The organism is Streptomyces sp. NBC_01241, from assembly GCF_041435435.1.
In the GTDB taxonomy this organism is placed as follows: domain Bacteria; phylum Actinomycetota; class Actinomycetes; order Streptomycetales; family Streptomycetaceae; genus Streptomyces.
Genome location: NZ_CP108494.1, coordinates 239646 through 255952 on the forward strand (window position 1 = coordinate 239646; position 16307 = coordinate 255952).

The 16307-nt window shown below is 68.5% G+C and carries 18 protein-coding genes and 1 pseudogene; 15 read left to right on the forward strand and 4 right to left on the reverse strand.

All coding sequences use genetic code 11. The features are described 5' to 3' along the window. Positions 1 to 216 precede the first annotated feature (216 nt). The 8 genes from OG306_RS01080 to OG306_RS01115 all read left to right on the forward strand — a co-directional run bounded on the left by OG306_RS01080 (position 217) and on the right by OG306_RS01115 (position 6076). Positions 217 to 639 (forward strand): hypothetical protein, encoded by a 423-nt coding sequence (locus tag OG306_RS01080; protein WP_266908099.1) that lies wholly within the window; start codon positions 217 to 219, stop codon positions 637 to 639. A 73-nt stretch (positions 640 to 712) separates the two neighbouring features. Beyond that, entirely contained in the window at positions 713 to 1228 is a 516-nt protein-coding gene (locus OG306_RS01085) for a helix-turn-helix domain-containing protein (protein WP_327350054.1), read from the forward strand. Beyond that, positions 1201 to 1482: an integrase catalytic domain-containing protein gene (locus OG306_RS01090; RefSeq protein ID WP_327259583.1), complete on the forward strand. Its 282-nt coding sequence runs from the start codon at positions 1201 to 1203 to the stop codon at positions 1480 to 1482. The genes OG306_RS01085 and OG306_RS01090 overlap by 28 nt, the downstream gene beginning before the upstream one ends. 65 nt (positions 1483 to 1547) lie before the next feature. Then, positions 1548 to 2081 carry a hypothetical protein gene (locus OG306_RS01095; protein WP_266908104.1) on the forward strand — a complete coding sequence of 178 codons (534 nt, stop codon included), beginning with the start codon at positions 1548 to 1550 and terminating at the stop codon, positions 2079 to 2081. 66 nt (positions 2082 to 2147) lie between these two features. Next, positions 2148 to 3683 (forward strand): ISKra4 family transposase, encoded by a 1536-nt coding sequence (locus OG306_RS01100; protein WP_266908106.1) that lies wholly within the window; start codon positions 2148 to 2150, stop codon positions 3681 to 3683. A 95-nt stretch (positions 3684 to 3778) separates the two neighbouring features. Continuing rightward, positions 3779 to 4354, forward strand: coding sequence for a Mu transposase C-terminal domain-containing protein (locus tag OG306_RS01105; RefSeq protein ID WP_266908108.1), 576 nt, complete (start codon positions 3779 to 3781; stop codon positions 4352 to 4354). 39 nt (positions 4355 to 4393) lie between these two features. Then, positions 4394 to 5203: an ExeA family protein gene (locus OG306_RS01110; protein WP_266908110.1), complete on the forward strand. Its 810-nt coding sequence runs from the start codon at positions 4394 to 4396 to the stop codon at positions 5201 to 5203. Positions 5204 to 5677: 474 nt separating this feature from the next. Next, on the forward strand, positions 5678 to 6076 hold the full coding sequence (locus tag OG306_RS01115; protein ID WP_266908112.1) for an integrase core domain-containing protein: 399 nt from the start codon (positions 5678 to 5680) through the stop codon (positions 6074 to 6076). A gap of 30 nt (positions 6077 to 6106) precedes the next feature. On the opposite strand, the gene OG306_RS01120 is transcribed toward OG306_RS01115, so the two are convergent. Continuing rightward, positions 6107 to 6472, reverse strand: coding sequence for a hypothetical protein (locus OG306_RS01120; protein ID WP_266908114.1), 366 nt, complete (start codon positions 6470 to 6472; stop codon positions 6107 to 6109). A 5-nt stretch (positions 6473 to 6477) separates the two neighbouring features. On the opposite strand from OG306_RS01120, the gene OG306_RS01125 reads away from it, so the two are divergent. From OG306_RS01125 to istB, 3 genes are all read left to right on the forward strand, one after another. Next, positions 6478 to 7062, forward strand: a complete 585-nt coding sequence (locus OG306_RS01125; RefSeq protein WP_327259581.1) for a DUF6262 family protein — start codon at positions 6478 to 6480, stop codon at positions 7060 to 7062. A gap of 550 nt (positions 7063 to 7612) precedes the next feature. Further along, a complete protein-coding gene (gene istA / locus OG306_RS01130) occupies positions 7613 to 9028 on the forward strand; it encodes an IS21 family transposase (protein WP_266753038.1) in 1416 nt (471 codons plus the stop codon). Further along, positions 9025 to 9795 carry an IS21-like element helper ATPase IstB gene (istB, locus tag OG306_RS01135; RefSeq protein ID WP_266908118.1) on the forward strand — a complete coding sequence of 257 codons (771 nt, stop codon included), beginning with the start codon at positions 9025 to 9027 and terminating at the stop codon, positions 9793 to 9795. The genes istA and istB overlap by 4 nt, the downstream gene beginning before the upstream one ends. Before the next feature lie 158 nt (positions 9796 to 9953). Here istB and OG306_RS01140 read toward each other — a convergent pair whose 3' ends face one another. Beyond that, positions 9954 to 10565: a DUF6461 domain-containing protein gene (locus OG306_RS01140; RefSeq protein ID WP_266753042.1), complete on the reverse strand. Its 612-nt coding sequence runs from the start codon at positions 10563 to 10565 to the stop codon at positions 9954 to 9956. A gap of 469 nt (positions 10566 to 11034) precedes the next feature. Between OG306_RS01140 and OG306_RS01145 the strand changes: the two genes are divergently transcribed. Next, the gene (locus OG306_RS01145) at positions 11035 to 11526 is read left to right on the forward strand and encodes a hypothetical protein (protein ID WP_371665046.1); all 492 of its coding nucleotides are present in this window, start codon (positions 11035 to 11037) and stop codon (positions 11524 to 11526) included. A 45-nt stretch (positions 11527 to 11571) separates the two neighbouring features. Continuing rightward, positions 11572 to 12411 carry a transposase family protein gene (locus OG306_RS01150; protein WP_266753019.1) on the forward strand — a complete coding sequence of 280 codons (840 nt, stop codon included), beginning with the start codon at positions 11572 to 11574 and terminating at the stop codon, positions 12409 to 12411. A 100-nt stretch (positions 12412 to 12511) separates the two neighbouring features. Here the strand turns inward: OG306_RS01150 and OG306_RS01155 are convergent, their stop codons facing one another. After that, entirely contained in the window at positions 12512 to 12955 is a 444-nt protein-coding gene (locus tag OG306_RS01155) for a phosphotransferase (RefSeq protein WP_266753017.1), read from the reverse strand. A 221-nt stretch (positions 12956 to 13176) separates the two neighbouring features. Here OG306_RS01155 and OG306_RS01160 point away from each other — a divergent pair. Together OG306_RS01160 and OG306_RS01165 are read left to right on the forward strand one after the other, a co-directional pair. Beyond that, positions 13177 to 13632, forward strand: a pseudogene (locus OG306_RS01160) (ATP/GTP-binding protein); the annotation flags it as partial. Continuing rightward, complete coding sequence (locus OG306_RS01165) at positions 13629 to 14423, forward strand: hypothetical protein (RefSeq protein ID WP_266753015.1); 795 nt, start codon at positions 13629 to 13631, stop codon at positions 14421 to 14423. The pseudogene OG306_RS01160 and the gene OG306_RS01165, both read left to right, overlap by 4 nt. Here the strand turns inward: OG306_RS01165 and OG306_RS01170 are convergent. Then, positions 14412 to 15923: a hypothetical protein gene (locus OG306_RS01170; protein ID WP_266753013.1), complete on the reverse strand. Its 1512-nt coding sequence runs from the start codon at positions 15921 to 15923 to the stop codon at positions 14412 to 14414. The genes OG306_RS01165 and OG306_RS01170 overlap by 12 nt on opposite strands. Between the last annotated feature and the right edge of the window lie 384 nt (positions 15924 to 16307).

Below are 16307 nucleotides of genomic sequence, written 5' to 3' on the forward strand. Positions count from 1 at the left end.
CGCCGGGAGGGCCGTGTAGCGCGCGGAGGCGCTGTGCTCACGGTAGAGGCCGACCCGGCGCGGGTCGAGATGCGTTTGGCTGAAGGCGAGTTGGCATGTCCGAGTTGTGATGGGCTGCTGTGCCGGTGGGGCTGGGCACGGGGCCGCGTACTGCGGGACGTGTCGGGTGGATCGGTGGTGGTGCGACCGAGGCGGGCCCGGTGCGTCAGTTGCGGCATGTCGCATGTGCTTCTTCCGGTGTTTGCGCTGGTCAGGCGGGCGGATGTGGCAGAGGTGATCGGGGCGGCACTGGCCGCGAAGGCTTCCGGAGCCGGGGCCCGGATGATTGCCGAGCGGCTGGGCCGGCCGGTGGAAACGGTGCGGGGGTGGCTTCGCCGGTTCGGCCGGCGGGCGGAGGCGGTGCGTCGGTACTTCACGGTGTTGCTGGTCGATGCCGGTGTTGACCCGGCACCTCCCGGAACATCCCGGACGCTGTTCGCGGACGCCGTCGCCGCGGTGGTCGGGGCCTGGTGGTCGATGAAGTTGAGATGGCTGGGCGTCGGCAAGGTGTCGCCCTGGCTGGCGGCCTGCGCGGTGACCGGCGGGATACTGCTGGCGCCTTCCTGGCCTGCGAAGACGATCAACACGAGCCGCCCCTGACGCCACGCCGGTCCGTCCTGTCAGCCTCTGCGCGTGTGTCTGTCGACACCGTGAGCGGAAGGCTGGTGGGCGGGTGGCAGGACAGGAAGACCAGACGCGGCTGGAGCGGGCCCAGGCGATCGGGCTGTTCCGGTACATGCTGATCAGGGAAGCGGCAGATGCAACCCTGTCGCGCCGCCAACGAGGCGCACTGGTGCGGGAGTTGGCTGCGGTCACGCACACCGATCCGGACGGCCGGACGGTGCGGATCACCCGCTGGACACTGGACCGGTGGATCATGGAATGGCGCCGGGGCGGCTTCGAGGCACTGGTCCCCTCGCCCCGGCAGTCCCGCCCCCGCACCCCGCCGGAGGTGCTGGAACTGGCCGCGTCGCTGAAGAAGGAGAACCCTTCGCGCTCAGCGGCACAGATCCGCCGGATCATCGCCGCCCAGCTGGGCTGGGCCCCGGACGAACGCACCATCCAGCGGATGATCGTCCGGGAGGGTCTGACCGCGTTGCAGGCACCCTCCTCACCTGCGGTGTCGGCCGGTTCGAGGCCGACGGACCCAACGAGCTCTGGGTGGGCGATGCACTGCACGGCCCGATGATCGAGGGCCGCAAAACCTACCTGTTCGCGTTCCTGGACGATCACTCACGGGCCGTGGTCGGCCACCGGTGGGGGTTCTCGGAGGACACCGTCCGCCTCGCCGCCGCCCTGCGGCCGGCCCTCGCCGCCCGCGGGGTCCCGCGCTTCGTCTATGTCGACAACGGCAGCGCGTTCGTGGACTCCTGGCTCCTTCGGGCCTGCGCCAAACTCGGCATCAAACTGGTTGGGTGCGGCTCGTTTCGAGGGAAGCCCTGACCTGTGGGGACGTGGGTTGGTGCGGAAATGGGCAGGTCTTCTCGTGACGAGAGGGGGCGGTGCCGGTGGGTTCACTGTTCGAGTTGATCGATGCCGAGGAGGCCGGGGTCCGGGCCCGGGTAGAGGAACTTGAGGTGCGGGCTGCGGAGTTGGCTGAGCGGCTGGTTGTGGAGCGGGAGAGGTTGTCGCGGCTGGTGATCACCCGTGAGACGGCTGGTGAGCTCCTGGCGAGGATGCCGGTCGGCGTTCCGGACCAGCCCGAGGGTGAGCCGCCGACGGCGGTGAAGGCGTCGCCGTTCACGGGTGCGGAACGTCGGGTGATGGGGATTTTGACGGTGCCGAAGTGGCAGCAGGGCATGGACCAGGGAGTGCTGCCGCGCGCCTACCAGGACATTCTCGACGTGGTGCGGGACGCTCCGGGGCCGGTGCGGGCGAAGCAGATCGCACCGAGGATCGGGCTGCCGGCCGAGACCTCGAAGATCGAGGGGGTCCGTTCGAAGCTGAAGCGGCTGGTCGAGCGGGGCTGGCTGGACGAGGACACCCCGGGACTGTTCACCCCGTCTCACGCATGGACGGCCAGCTCGTCCAAATCGCCCTGAAAGAAGGGCTCTTCCTTCTAAATTCGTAGGTGCGAACCAAAACGAACACAAGAAGGAAGAGCCACGATGGAACATTACGACATCGGCCCGGGACCTGACCCGTTTGCCCACTCGGTCAGCGCCTTCGAGACGCTGACGGCCACCCTGTCGGGACGGACGGCCGGCGAGTGGACCCATGCTGAGCTGGAGGAACATCTCGAGGCCGCGGGACGGGACCTGATCCGCCAGCTCCTGCAGGACCACCTCGACCTGCGCGCGATACGCGAGGAACAGAAGACGGCAGGGGCGTCGGCCGTGCAGGTCGTGGGGCCGGAAGGACGGACGAGGCCCTGGCGGGAGAAAGGCCACGAACGACGGCTGGCCTGCTTGTTCGGAAACGTGAACGTCCGCCGGATTGCCTGCCGCGGCCCGAACATGAGCAACGTGCATCCCGCGGACGTGCTGCTGTCCCTGCCTGCCGGCCGGCACTCGATGGGCCTGCGCCGACTGGCTGCCGTCGAGGCCGTCCGCGGCTCTTACGACCAGGCCCTCGACGCGGTCGGCCGCCGCTGCGGAAAGGTCCTCGGCAAACGTCGCCCCGCCGAACTCGTCATCGCCGCTGCCTGCGACATCGACGCCTTCTACCGCGACCGCGTTCCTGTTCCCTGCGGCCGCGAGACCCTGCTGGTCCTGCAGTTCGACGGCAAGGGAATCGTCATGCGGCCCGAGGCCCTGCGCGAAGCCACCCGCCGCAAAGCAGAGGAAACCGCAGCTCAGGGCCGACGCGGACGCCTTGCACCGGGCGAGAAACCCAACCGGAAACGCATGGCCACCGTCGCCTGCGTCTTCGACACCCGCCCAGCGCCCCGCCGCCCACACGACATCATCCACCCGCCCGGCGGCCGCACCGGCGAACGCATCCCCCGGCCCGGCCCGAAGGCGGCGAACAAGTGGTGCACCGCCTCCGTGATCCGCCCGCCCCGCCAGGTCGTCGCCGACGCCTTCGGCCAGGCCGACGCCCGCGACCCCAGCCGTCTGCGGACCTGGATCGTTCTCGTCGACGGCGCCCGCCACCAGCTCGACCTCGTCCACGCCGAAGCCGCACGCCGCGACATCGAGATCAACATCCTGATCGACTTCGTTCATGTCGCGGAATACGTATGGACGGCCGCGCACGCCTTCCACCCTGCCGGCAGCCGCGACGCCGAGTCCTGGGCAGCCACCCACCTGACCACGGTCCTCGCAGGCCAGGCGGCCCGCGCCGCCGACGAGATGCTCGCCCAGGCGGACCGCGAACAACTGCCCGCCTCACGCCGCGCGGCCGTCGCCACCTGCCACCGCTACCTCACCGGCCACCTCGACCAACTCCACTACGACACCGCACTCGCATCCGGCTGGCCCATCGCCACCGGCGCGATCGAAGGCGCCTGCCGCCACCTCATCGGCGACCGCCTCGACATCACCGGAGCCCGCTGGGGCCTCGACGGAGCCGAAGCCGTCCTCCGCCTCCGCACCCTGACCGCCAACAACGACCTCAACACCTACTGGACGTTCCACACCGCCCGCGAACACGAACGGCTCTACACCCACCCCCACCAGGCCGGATTCGGACTGACCGCCTGACCGATCTTCACTTCAGAAGAGCCGCACCCAAACTGGTTCACTCCACCCCCGGCCGGCCACAGGGCCGGGGAAAGATCGAACGGTTCTTCCGCACGGTGAACAGCGAGTTCGTCGTCGAGATCGCCTCCGGCGACGGACAGCCAGGCCGGCAGATCACCAGCCTCCTGGAGATGAACCGGCTTTTCACCGCATGGGTGGAGAACGTCTACCACCGCCGCGTCCACACCGAGACCGGCGCCGCCCCGCTCGGGCGGTGGATGACCGGCAGCCCTTTCGCCGTCCCCAACCCGGCCGACCTGGCCGAAGCCTTCCGCTGGTCCGAATACCGCACCGTGACCAGGACCGCGCTGGTCTCCCTGCACGGCAACCGCTACCAGGTCGACCCACTGCTGACCGGCCAGCGCGTCGAACTCATCTTTGATCCCTTCGATCTGTCGTTCCTGCGGGTCCGCGCGAACGGACAGGACGCGGGAACTGCGCTGCCCTACCAGATCAGCCGCCATTCCCACCCGAAAGCCCGGCCCGAGACGCCGGCCGAACTGCCCCGCCCCACCACGGGAATCGACTACCTCGCCCTCATCGACACCGCCCACACCCGCACCCTCGCCGAGAAGGTCAACTACTCGGCCTTCGCGATCGATCTGGAACCCGAGGCAGGGCCCGATCAGTAACCGAGCCGACACAACAATCCGCTGACCAGGAGAAACACCGTGATTGACAAGCTCCAGGCCCACTACGGATTCAACCGCATGCCCTTCGGCCGCGACCTCGCCCCCGGCATGCTGCACCGCCACGCGTCCCACAACGAAGCCGTCGCCCGCATCGGCTGGTGCATCGCGGAACGCTCCATCGGCGTCGTCACCGGCGAGGTCGGCGCGGGCAAAACCGTCTCCGTCCGCACCGTCCTGCACAGTCTCGACCCGTCGAAACACACCGTGATCTACCTGCCCAACCCCATGGTCGGCGTCCGCGGCATCCACGAAGCGATCGTCACCGCGTTCGGCCAGCCGCCCGCCCACCTCGGCTCCCGCCTCACCGCCCAGACCGGCCATGCCCTCACCGCCGAGCGTGAAGAACGCGGACGCACCCCGGTCCTGGTCCTGGACGAGGCCCACCTGCTCAACTACGAACAGCTCGAAGCCGTCCGCATGCTCACCAACACCGCGATGGACCAGGACTCACCGCTGTCCTGCCTGCTCGTTGGCCAGCCCACCCTGCGACGGACGATGAAACTCGCCGTCCTCGCGGCCCTCGAACAGCGGACCGCCCTGCGCTACACGATGCCCGGCATGACCTCGGCCGAGACCGCCAGCTACATCAAGCACCACCTCGGACTCGCCGGCCGGGCCGATCAGCTGTTCACCGAGGACGCCATCACGCTCATCCACACCACATCACGTGGCTTCCCCCGCGCGGTCAACAACCTCTGCCTGCAAGCCCTGGTCGCCACATTCGCCGCCGGCAAGTCCATCGTCGACGACAAAGCCGCCCAGTCCGCCGTCACCGAAGTCCTCGACTAACTGGGGGGTTCGGCATTCACTCACTCAGAAAGGAGCCTCTCCTGCCTCGCCAAACTTGCCCCCCTCCACGAGCTGAGAAACCCGAACATCAAGCCGACGAGGATGACCCATCGCCCTGCACCTCCGAGGACAGGGTCCGTCATGCACAGAAAGCCGGCCGCCGCATAAAAGACGCAACCGACGATGTTCCCCCAGAACCGCACACCTGGACTGACTCTCACTTTCATGACCCCCCACAGACGCGATCGGCGCTGCCGATGACGACCAGCACAGTAGACGAATCGATCACAGTGTCACCCCACTGAGGAGGGAGCCAGCCCCAGAACGCTCACCGATCCGGCACCTTGCCGACCGACGCGACACCTCGCCCACAATCGCCCCGCTGGGACAACACCAGCGGGGCGATTCCGCTCTCACTCGTCGGAACCTTGAATGCCGCACCCATCGGCAATTTCAGCGTCGCTCAACAACTCGATGGCCGACCACCACCGCGCCGAACTCGTCGTCGACCCCCTGGACATGGCCGCCAACCTGGGCCGCCTGGAACCCGGCTGCGTGATCCACTCGGACCGCGGATCCGAGTACACCTCCACCCAACTTGGCGCAAAAATCTGCCAGTTGGAATGCCGCCAGAGCATGGGGCGGACTGGAATCTGCTACGACAACGCCGCCGCCGAGAGCTTCTGGGCCGTCCTCAAGGAAGAGATCGGCACTCGCTTCTGGCCGGACCGGGCCACCGCCCGCGCCGAGATCTTCGCGTTCATCGAGACCTTCTACAACCGCCGCAGGCTCCGCAAGCACATCGTGTGGGGATACCTCACACCCCACGAAACGCGCCTGCGTCACCAGCGGGAACAAGCCCTCGCGGCATAACAGGATCGTGTCCAGGATCACGGGGAAACTTCAGGCGGTGCCTGCCCCTGGAACCTGGACTGCCACAACTGCGACAAGTTCGTCCTGTCCGGCGCCGACCTCCTCTACTGGCGCCGCAAGCGCGAGCAGTGGCGACTCCTGGCCGAGGGCGCCCCCGACGACGCCACCGCCGACTACCTCCACCGCTACTTCGAACCCACCGCCCGCGCCATCGACGGCCTGGAAAGCGCCCTGGCCGGCCTGGGCCTGCTCGACGACGCCCTCGCCCTGGACCTGCGCAAACCCCAGGACTACTTCCACCGCGTCTGGTCCACCGCCTTCCGCGCCGCCGACCTCGCCGAGGCCGCCGGCGACGAACAGGACCAGGCCGACGACACCACCGACGAACAGGAGCAATGCGCGTGACCACCACCGTCCCCGACCCGCGCACGGCCGCCGCCTTGGCCGCCCGCCACCGCAGCACCGACGCCGCCCTCGGACGGGTCCGCGACGCCGTCACCAGGCTCCGCCGCGAGAAGACCCAGGTCAGCGTCGCCGCGGTCGCCCGCCGCGCGAATGTCTCCCGCACCTTCCTCTATGACCACCCCGACGCCAGAGCCGCGGTCGCCACCGCGATTGCCGAAGCCGGCGAACGCCGGACTCAGATGGTCACCGACCAGGACGAGGCACGCGAGGCGACCTGGCGCGAGCGAGCCCTAAACGCCGAGGACGCCCTCAAGGCCGCCCACGCCGAGATTCTCACCCAGCGCACCCGCATCGGCGAACTCCTTGGACAGGTCCGCGACTTGGAAGCCGAGTGGACCCAGGAGGCCATCCAGCGGATCACCACCGAGAACACCACCCTCAAGCAACGCGTCCGCCAGCTCACCGCCGACAACCGGTCCTTCGACGAACGCCTCAAGGCCGCCCGCTCCAACCTCCGCTTCCAGGATCGCCGCGTCGCCGACCTCGAAGCCCAGATCGCCGAGCCTGCATCAGGCACGTGATCTCACTTCACTGGTTCGGCCCCAGGGCCTGACCGCCGCCGCGACGGTGTTGTCCACCTGCGGACCGTCAGGATCCGACGGTCCGCACGGGGCGCGATGGTGGCAGGAGGTCGAGTAGTCGGTCGGCCTGCCGTTCCGCAGTGCCGGGCGGGTTCCTGGGCTTGTCTGGGTCGTCGAACGCCAGCAGGAACAACCAGACGAGTGCGAGGAGCCGTCGGCAGTCCTGGAGTCGGGCGGCCTCGGCTGCGGTCAGACGGAAGTACCCGAGGAATGATGGGACATCAAGGGGGTGGTCGACCCGGCTCGACACGTGTTCGGTGATCTCCGCCAGTTCGAAGGCACGATCGCTGCGGCCGGAGTCCTCGAAGTCGACGATGCGGACCCTGGAGCCGTCCCAAAGGTAGTTAGCGAGATTGCCGTCACCAGGTGTCGGCGTACACGTGAACGCGCATAGCCGCGTACGGATGAACGTACAGAGTTCTTGATGCGCTGAGTGCCGGCCCCCGGCACGCTGCTGCCTGTTGTCAAAGGTTGCAGAGAGGGGTGGGCCATGGTCTTGGACCCGCAGCGCTGGCTGGAGCTCCGGCGTTTCCGCGGCCTGGTGGAGTCCGGGGCGATGAGTCTGTCGGAGGTCGCCAAGGAGACCGGGTTGAACTGGCGAACGGTCAGCAAGTACCTCTCTGCCGACTCGTCTGCGCCGCCGCGCCGGACGGCGAGTGGTCAGCCGCGCAAGCGGGTGGTCGACGAGGTAGCTCCGCTGATCGACGCGATGCTGCGGGCGGAGATCCTGATGAAGGCCGCGGTGATTCATGAGCGGCTGGCCACGGAGTACGGATTCACCGGGAACTACCAGCGGGTCAAGCTCTACGTGCAGGAGGCCCGCCCGAGGATCGCGGAGGAACTGGGCATCACGCCACGGGAGCTGGCGGGGATGCACCGCAGGTTCGAGGTGATCCCGGGTGCTCAGGCTCAGGTCGACTGGGGCGATGAGGGCAAGGTCCTCGCCCACCTGGGCATTCCGAAGGTCTACTCCTTCCACATGGTGCTGTCGTACTCGCGTGATCCGTTCTGCTGCTTCACCACCAGCCTGGACCTGCAGATGTTCTTCGACTGCCACCGCCGGGCATTCGCGCACTTCAACGGGGTGCCGATGACGATCGTCTACGACCGCACCAAAACGGTCGTGCGCCGTCACGTCGCCCCCGGTGAGGCGGTTCCACTGCATCCGGAAGCGGTCGGATTCGCCGGCCACTACGACTTCGACATCGATGTGCTGGCCGCCTACCGACCCCAAGGCAAGGGCCGCGTCGAACGCCAAGTGCTGATCGTCCGCGATCACGTTCTCTCCGGCCGGGCCTTCTCCTCCGTCGAGGAGATGGATGCCGCGTTTGCCGCCTGGGTTCCGCAACGGCGGGCTCAGATCCACAAGACGCACCGCGAGGTGATCGGACATCGTGCTGCCCGGGACCACGCAGCTCTCAAGCCGCTGCCGCCGACTCCCTTTCTGGTTGCCGAGCGCCATCTGCGGCCGGTCGGCAAGGACTGTCTGGTTGCCTTCGGCGGGAACCTCTACTCGGTCCCGGCCCGCAAGGTCCGCCCCCGTCAGCTGGTGGAGATCAGGGCCACGAAGTCACAGGTCGTGCTGCATTCCACCGTCGCCGATTCCCGTGGGGAGACGTTGTTGGCCACTCACCCACGGGCTGTTGGACGCGGGGTCCGTGTCGTTGAGGAACAGCACTGGGATGGCCTGCCCACCGGCAAAGGGCGCCGGACCACCTCCGGCGATGTCTTGCCCCGGCCGCGTCACGATCGCCCGCTGGGCGAGGAGAGCGGACCGCTGCAAGCCCTCCTCAACCGGGCTGCGGCGACCCGCATCGAGGTCGGCCGTCGGCCTTTGTCCGTCTATGACGAACTGACCGGAACCCGCCCCTTCACCACCAACCGAGCGACGAAGGAACCGTCTTGAGTGAGCTGACCGGAAACCGCATCCGCACCACGGCGACCAAGCTCGGCCTGCCCCACCTGGCGGAAACCATCAACGAGTACACGCGGCGGGCGGACGAGGGAAAGATGGGCTACCTCGACTTCCTCGACCTGGTCCTCTCCGAGGAACTGGCCGTCCGCGACGACCGGCACTTCCGCCAGGGCCTGCGGCTCTCCCGGCTGCCGCACCACAAAACGCTGGATGAGTACGACTTCTCGTTCCAGCCCGAGCTCGACCCGCGCAAGGTCAAAGACCTGGCCACGCTGTCCTTCGTCGAAGCGAAGGCCAATGCTGCCCTGCTCGGGCCACCTGGAGTCGGCAAGACCCACATCGCGATCGCACTGGCGGTCGCGGCCTGCCGGGCCGGATACTCGATCTACTTCACCAGCCTCGACGACATGGTCCGCAACCTCAAAGCAGCCGAGGCGGCAGGGCGCCTGACCAGCAAGCTGGGCTCCTACCTGCGGCCGAGTGTCCTCGTGGTCGATGAAGTCGGCTACCAGCCCCTCGAACGCGCCGAGGCGAACCTGGTCTTCCAGGTCATCTCCAAGCGCTACGAAAAGGGCTCCATCATTCTCACCTCGAACAAGACCTTCAGCGAATGGGGCCAGGTCTTCGGCGACGAAGTCCTCGCCACCGCCATCCTCGACCGCCTCCTGCACCACTGCGAAGTCGTCGCCATCAACGGCCCCAGCTACCGGCTGAAGAACCGCCTCAAGGCCATCGAGCGCGAGACAGAAGTCGCCTGATCCAGGAGCTCAAGCCGGGCCCAGTTCCTCGCCCGGCGGGATGAAAGCGTCGGCGCTGTCGGCATCGTCAACATGCCCGTGAGCATCCATCGTGATGGCCGTTGCCCGGCCCTGCGACGTGATCAGCCACGCGCGCACTATTCCGTGCCATGGCCGGCTCACCGGATCTCCGCGCTGCCGCAGATGAAAGGGGTGTTCTGGAGGAGTTCCGGTGTGATGCGGACACCGGTCAGGTGCTCGGCAAGGGCGAACGCTGCTTCTGCGGCCAAGTGTTCCGCGGTGTCAGAGGTCTCGTTCCAGAACTGGAAGCCGCAGTGATGCATGGCCTCTAGGAGTTCGTCAGGGGTTGTTCCCCAGCGGCGGTCGGGCACTGCGGGCTCGAACGTCAGGCGACCGGCCGTGTCCTGGGCCCAGAGGAACGAGTCGAGGCCGTTGATGTTGACGAAGTGCGAGACCCAGCGGGTGCCCGCAGAAGCGGGCAGGGCTCTCTCTTCGGTGACGCCGATGTAGCCGACGGGCTCAATCAGCAGGGTCCAGTCCCCGACAGTGGTCATGGCGATGAACTGCCGGGTGTTGTCCGAACGGTCCAGGAGCTCAAAGGCCGCGTCCACTATCGCCTCCACCCCGGTCTGGGAAGGCTCGCTCTGGCCTTCGAGGCGGGCAAGGACGTCCACAGGCGCCAGGTTGTGCACCAGCGTGAAGCAATACGCCTCCGCGAGGTCGGGGAAGCGCTCGTTGAGCCATACGTAGTCGGCAGCAGTTGCAGTCATGGCCAAGATCCTTGCGCATGCCTCGGACATTGGCCGAGAGAAGTGGCGCGGTCTCGGCGCTGACGGGGCGACTCGCAACTTCCTACGGATGACTGGGACGGCCGCTTGTTTGCCCACAGAAGAGCGGGACTGCCTACACATCACGGGGACCGGACCCCCATCATCTCGCACGGCAATGAGGGCCAGCCGGCGGCTACTTGCTCTGCACGTTCATCCGTACCTACCTCTGCACATACGCGAGTACGCCGACACCAGGGCCGAAGACCGGTGGGATGTCTGACTTACCAGCGGATTCCAGGCCTGACTGAGTGGTGTGCATCGTGAAGTAGCAGGTCACGGGCCTGGTGTGCGTCGGTGTCGAGGCGCTCGTGCTGGTCGCGCGCGACAGTCTGCCGTGTAGATCGTCGGGCAGGGGGGTCTTCGCGGGTTCTGGTCCGTTACCGCCCGTGCGGCTCCTACGCTCCCGGGCATGGTGGATCCTGAGGTGCGGGAACGGATCGCCGCGCGCCGCGCGGAACTGAACGGACTGGAAGAACAGCTGGTCAAGCGGCTGGACCAGGTGCGGGCCGAGCGGAACGAACTCGCCGTCGCCGAGCGGGTCCTGGCGCGGGTGAGCGAGCAGATCGCTGGGGAGCGAGCCGCCTCCGCGCCGGCGCCTGCGCCTGCGCCTGCGCCTGCGCCTGCGCCTGCGCCTGCGCGGGTGGCGGGGCGTGCGGTGCTGTTGGTTCCGCACCGCGGCGACAGCGTGGACGAGACCGCGCTACCCGGCGACTACCGCCGGATCCTGGTGATCGTGCGGGCCGCCGGCGGTCCGGTGCAGGTGCGGGCGGTGGGCGAGGAGCTGGGCCTACAGGTGGAGGTGCGCGGGAAACTGGAGCCGCTGCGGGCGAAACTGGTCAAGCTCGCGGACCGCGGCTGGCTGCACAAACGCGGCGACGGGAAGTTCACCGCACGCCTGTAGCCGTGCCACCGTAACTGGAAGGCCCCCGGCGGCAGTTGAGTTTGTGTGAAGAAAAACAACAGTCTTGCCGAGGGCCCCGACGGTCTTGTCTACACCGCCCGCCTGCCGCTGTCGAGCGCCACCTTGAACTGGCTCGCCGACCTGATCCGCGGCCACTGCAAGAAGATCGGATCGCGGTGGCGGGCCCTGCCCGCAGGGAAGATCGCCGGCCTCGTGCTGGCCGTGCTGCGCTGTGACCAGCGGCCCGGCGACCTGGCCGGCGGGAACGGGGTGCACCGCACCACTGTGACCCGGTGGGTGCGGGAAGTCGTCGGGCTGCTGGCCGCCCGCGCCCCGCGCCTGGACCGCGCGCTCAAGAAGATCGCCCGATCGGGTGGCGGGGTGGTGCTGCTGGACGGCTCCCTGATCCGCACCCGCCGCCGCACCGGGACCGAGAACCGCAAGAACTACTCCGGCAAGCACAAGTGCCACGGCCTGCTCGTGATCGCGCTCACCGACGACAAGGGACGCCTGGCCTGGGTGAGCGCGGTGAGGCCCGGACGCACCTCGGAGATCACCGCGTGCCGCCACGACAAACTGACCGCCCATCTGCGCGCGGCCGGCCTCGGAGCGATCGCAGACCTGGGCTTCGTCGGCCTCGACGACAGCGGCCCGGACGCCGACCCGGCTGTGATCACCGGCTACAAGGCTGCCCGCAACAAGCCACTGACCAGGGGACAGAAGCTGTCCAACAAGGCGCTGGCCGCGGTCCGGGCCCCGGTCGAACACGGCTTCGCGCACCTGAAGAACTGGCGCGTGCTCGGCAAGGTCCGCACCGACCCGAAGTGGGCGACCGCGCTGGTACGGGCCCTGCTGGTCCTTACGAACCGGGAAGTCGCCCGCTGACCGACGATCTCCACCGAAGTCACCCGCCCACCACCAGCGTGAGCACCTCGATACCGACGCACACCAGGCCCGTGACCTGCTACTTCACGATGCACACCACTCACTGGGTGAGCCACGCCAGGCCCGCGTCCATAGCCCGGGACGCTCTGCCGCTGACCTGCGGATGCGCGTGTGTGCTCCAGGTGTGAACGTGGGCAATCAGTTCGCCTTGATGTCCAGGCCTGAGGGGGAGCTCGGTGAGCACCCCCTCAGGCACCGCAGCATGAAGTGTGGTGACAGCTTCCGCCAGAGCCCTGAGCTGCCCGTCCGCGATGGGGCCACCACGCAGCGGCATGCCGTTCAGCCGCGACATCACCACCGTGGGCACCACAGCTGCGAGATCGGCATCCCTGGGCTCGGGGGCCAGGCCGGGAACGTATGCGTCGAGCAACTTCAGGGCGCGCCACTCGCGCTCGCACCGCTCGCGATCTTCCCTCCGGAACCGCTTGATCACGCTGTCGGGACCCATCTCGATCGAATGGGTGCTCCATCGGTCAGAACTCATGGGAAGAGATCCTGCCAGGCGCGAGCGCCAGGACCACTGCCCCATCAGGGTCTTCGGGGGCATGAGGGGGTTCGCCACCGATGCCATCAGCCTGGCGAACAAGCCCTTTCCCGAGATCACCCAGACGAGCGACCAAAGCAGCCCCAACCCATCGTTGCGGACATGTAGTCTATGAGTCGTCGCAGTTCAGAGCCGATATCCGAGCTCCTGCGGTCGGTAAAGTCGACGAGCTCCACAACATCTCGCTGACCAGCCGCAACGGCGCTGAGGTCGCCGACACCCTCAAGTACTTCTCCGAGCGCATCCCCGCGACGTTCGTCTACGCCGGCATCAACGTCGAGCGGCTCCTGGCTGGCGTCCGCGGTGAGCAGATCGCCGGCCGCTTCACCCTCATCCGCACCCACCCCTTCCCCTACGGACCCGAGTGGAAAGGCCTGGTCAGGACCCTGGAAGGCACGCTGGTCCTGCTCAAGCACGAACCGTTCAGCCTGATCCGCCTCGACCGCTTCCTCCACGAACGCTGCGGCGGCATGATCGGCTCCCTGTCCCACCAGATCCGCGGCGCCGCGATCGACGCGATCCTCACCGGCACCGAGGAACTCACCAAGTACGGCCTGGAGGATGTTCCGCTCGACCTCGCCGCCTCGCCCAAGCCCCGCAGGCGGACCGCCCGGTGACCCCCGACATGGAGCCGGACCCCACCGTCTCCCGCCTCCCGCGCCGAGTGCGGCCGCTGGACCGCGAAGGCGTCGAGGCCTTCATCGTCCGGCTCGCCCAGGCCAACCATCTCCAGCCCGCCTACCTGCGGGACTACCTCTGCCCGCCGCCCCACCACCGCGGGAAACCGAGCTGGGGCCGGCTCGCCGCGGCAACCGGCCGTCACCCCGCCGCTCTGCGGGAAGCCCTCGAAGGCCCGGCGACACGATGCGCCGAGTGCGATGCCCCGCTCCCGCCGAAGGGGACCGCCGGCGGGAGCCCCCGGCGCCACTGCTCCGCCCGCTGCCGCCAACGCGCCCATCTGCGACGCACCATCGGCACCCCGACCTGCAGATACTGCGGGATCGAACTGCCCCGGACTCCGGGGAAGAGCACGCCGTCCTGGTGTTCCCCACGCTGCCGCCGGATGGCACACCGCCAAGGTGTCGAGCGGCCCCCCGAGCCGCCGGCCCCGACCGCCTCCCCGGCGAAGCTCTGCACGAAGTGCGGCGAGGTCATCCACCGCATCCCCGTGAGCCGCCGCGGCCCGGCGGGCTACTGCCAGCGATGCCGAGACCAGGACTACCTCCAACGCCAGCAGAACCCCGCCCAACCTCCCGCCGGCCACAGCGTCCCCACGGGCCCGACATGCGGCTTCTGCCGAACCCTCATGGACTCGGCCTCAGCAGCCCGACGGTGGTGCTCGCACGCCTGTCGACAGGCCGCCTACCGAGCACGCAAGCTCGGCGAGATCCCCGAGCTAGGGCTGTGACAGGGCCTCCCGGACGGCGTCGATGCCGAGGGCCAGGTCCGCATGAAAGCTCTGGTGGAGGTCGAAGTCCCGGGTCATGTCGACGTAGTAGCCGTCCGGCAGGGTCGACTCGGCACGCGAGAGGTCGCTGTTCAGTCCGTCGAGCTGGTGGATCATCCGGTGGGTGTCGCTCAGGGACTGCCTGAGGGCCTCGGCGAGCGGGCCGCCGGACTGAGGGGAGATGGCCGCACCGGGCCGGTGCGACGCGCGCAGCGCCGCCCGCACCGCCGCGCGCCGGAACTGGGCCAGGGCGAGGGAGGCTTCGATCCCGTCGTAGGAGACCTCGTTCGTCCAGGGGTCGTCATCGGCGAGACCCGACGCCAGGAAGCCGACGCGTCGGGGGACGTCGAGGTCCTTCACCGCGTCGAACATCGGCGCGGCGAGCGCGGCGTCCTGGGCCAGTGCGACCGCGAACGCCCGGGCGTCCTCCCTCCGGAACTCGTCCCTGGTGGCCCGTGTCCCGGACCTCTCGGCCTCCTGCCGGAATCGCTCCACCTGAAGGGCGAGCACCGCTCCGAGCCGTACAGCCGCCAGTTCGGCCGCGGGAAACCCGCCGAGCGCGGCCTCGCGGCCCTGTGCGTCGCACCGGGCGAGGCCGGCCGCGTACGCCCGTACTCCGGACGGCGCGGGCTCGGCGAACGAGTGCAGCACGGGTGCGCCGAAGGGCGGCACGGGGAGCGAGGAGCCGAGGTTCCACAGCGGCGGTCCGGGGGCGCGGCGAGCGGTGGCCCCGTCCGCACCAATGGAGCCACTCACCTCGTCCAGCCCGGCCCGCAGGTCGAGTACGGAATCCAGCGCGGTGGCCAGCTCGCCCAGCAGCTCCGCGAACCTGACGTCTGCCTCCGCGGCCCCCTCGGCCGCGCCAGCCCCATCGGCCTCCCCCGGCGCCTCGGCACCTCTGGCCTGCCGTGCCCCCGTCTCCGCTCCGAGCAGCTTGCCGACGTGGCGCAGGGTGCGGTGCACCTTCGGCATCGACAGGCCCAGCTCGTACCCGATCGCTCCCGGAGCACAGCCGGCCAACCGAAATGCGGTGACGTTGAGTTGACGCTCGTTCAACTCTCTCAGCGGGGCGAGCGCCACCACCGTCCGGGCCTGCACCAGGGCGTCGGTGCTGCCCTTCCCCAGGAGGGCTGGCACCGTCCCGTGCGCAGGGCGGAGCGCCCCGCAGCCGCCGCCGACGGTCATCCGGCACGTCCAGGCCCGCAGCGCCTGCGCGGTGACCACGGGGGTCCTGGTGTCCTTCGCGGCCCCGGCCGCGTTCGCGGCCCCGGCCGCGTTCGCGCCCAGCAGGTCCATCCACCGCCGGGCCACCGTCATCGAGTCCTGGGCGAGTCGCGCCGCCTCCACCAGGTCCGCGCCCCGCAGCAGCGACAGGGCGACGAGCGGCCCCGCGTGCGCCCGGTAATAGTCCCCGAACCCGACCCCACTGACGGACGCCGTATCCGCCGGATCTGTCGCCATTGACCCAACTCCTCTGCGCTTATAGTCACTTGTGTTTCCGTCGGAGTTCAAGGTAATGGTTCGACGCGCGGAGACGGACTGCCCCGCCCCACGCTCCGATGGCAAACGGGCAAGATCCGATGACAGAGGACATTTCTACGGCTCCGAGAAATGGACATACGGGGATGTTTTCGAGGCGGCGTGACACCTTCCCCGGAGGGGCGTGACAGGGGGTGTCACGCTCACGCTCCGTATATGAGACCCGGTCGGGAATGTCCTTTGACACTGAACATGGACCGATTGCCAGGGAAGTTGGACGACCACTACGTTCCTGCCATTGATGTTGGACCGAAAGGGCTGGGGACAGGGTGGGGGGGCTCCGGCTCTTTCGTACGGGGACGTCAC

Bases quoted from the DNA above. Each gene is read 5' to 3' on its own strand.
- OG306_RS01145 (WP_371665046.1), top strand. From the start codon at position 11,035: ATGGTGGATCCTGAGGTGCGGGAACGGATCGCCGCGCGCCGCGCGGAA.
- OG306_RS01155 (WP_266753017.1), bottom strand. From the start codon at position 12,955: ATGAGTTCTGACCGATGGAGCACCCATTCGATCGAGATGGGTCCCGAC.
- istA (WP_266753038.1), top strand. From the start codon at position 7,613: ATGGTCTTGGACCCGCAGCGCTGGCTGGAGCTCCGGCGTTTCCGCGGC.
- OG306_RS01080 (WP_266908099.1), top strand. From the start codon at position 217: ATGTCGCATGTGCTTCTTCCGGTGTTTGCGCTGGTCAGGCGGGCGGAT.
- OG306_RS01170 (WP_266753013.1), bottom strand. From the start codon at position 15,923: ATGGCGACAGATCCGGCGGATACGGCGTCCGTCAGTGGGGTCGGGTTC.
- OG306_RS01140 (WP_266753042.1), bottom strand. From the start codon at position 10,565: ATGACTGCAACTGCTGCCGACTACGTATGGCTCAACGAGCGCTTCCCC.
- OG306_RS01100 (WP_266908106.1), top strand. From the start codon at position 2,148: ATGGAACATTACGACATCGGCCCGGGACCTGACCCGTTTGCCCACTCG.
- OG306_RS01115 (WP_266908112.1), top strand. From the start codon at position 5,678: ATGGCCGACCACCACCGCGCCGAACTCGTCGTCGACCCCCTGGACATG.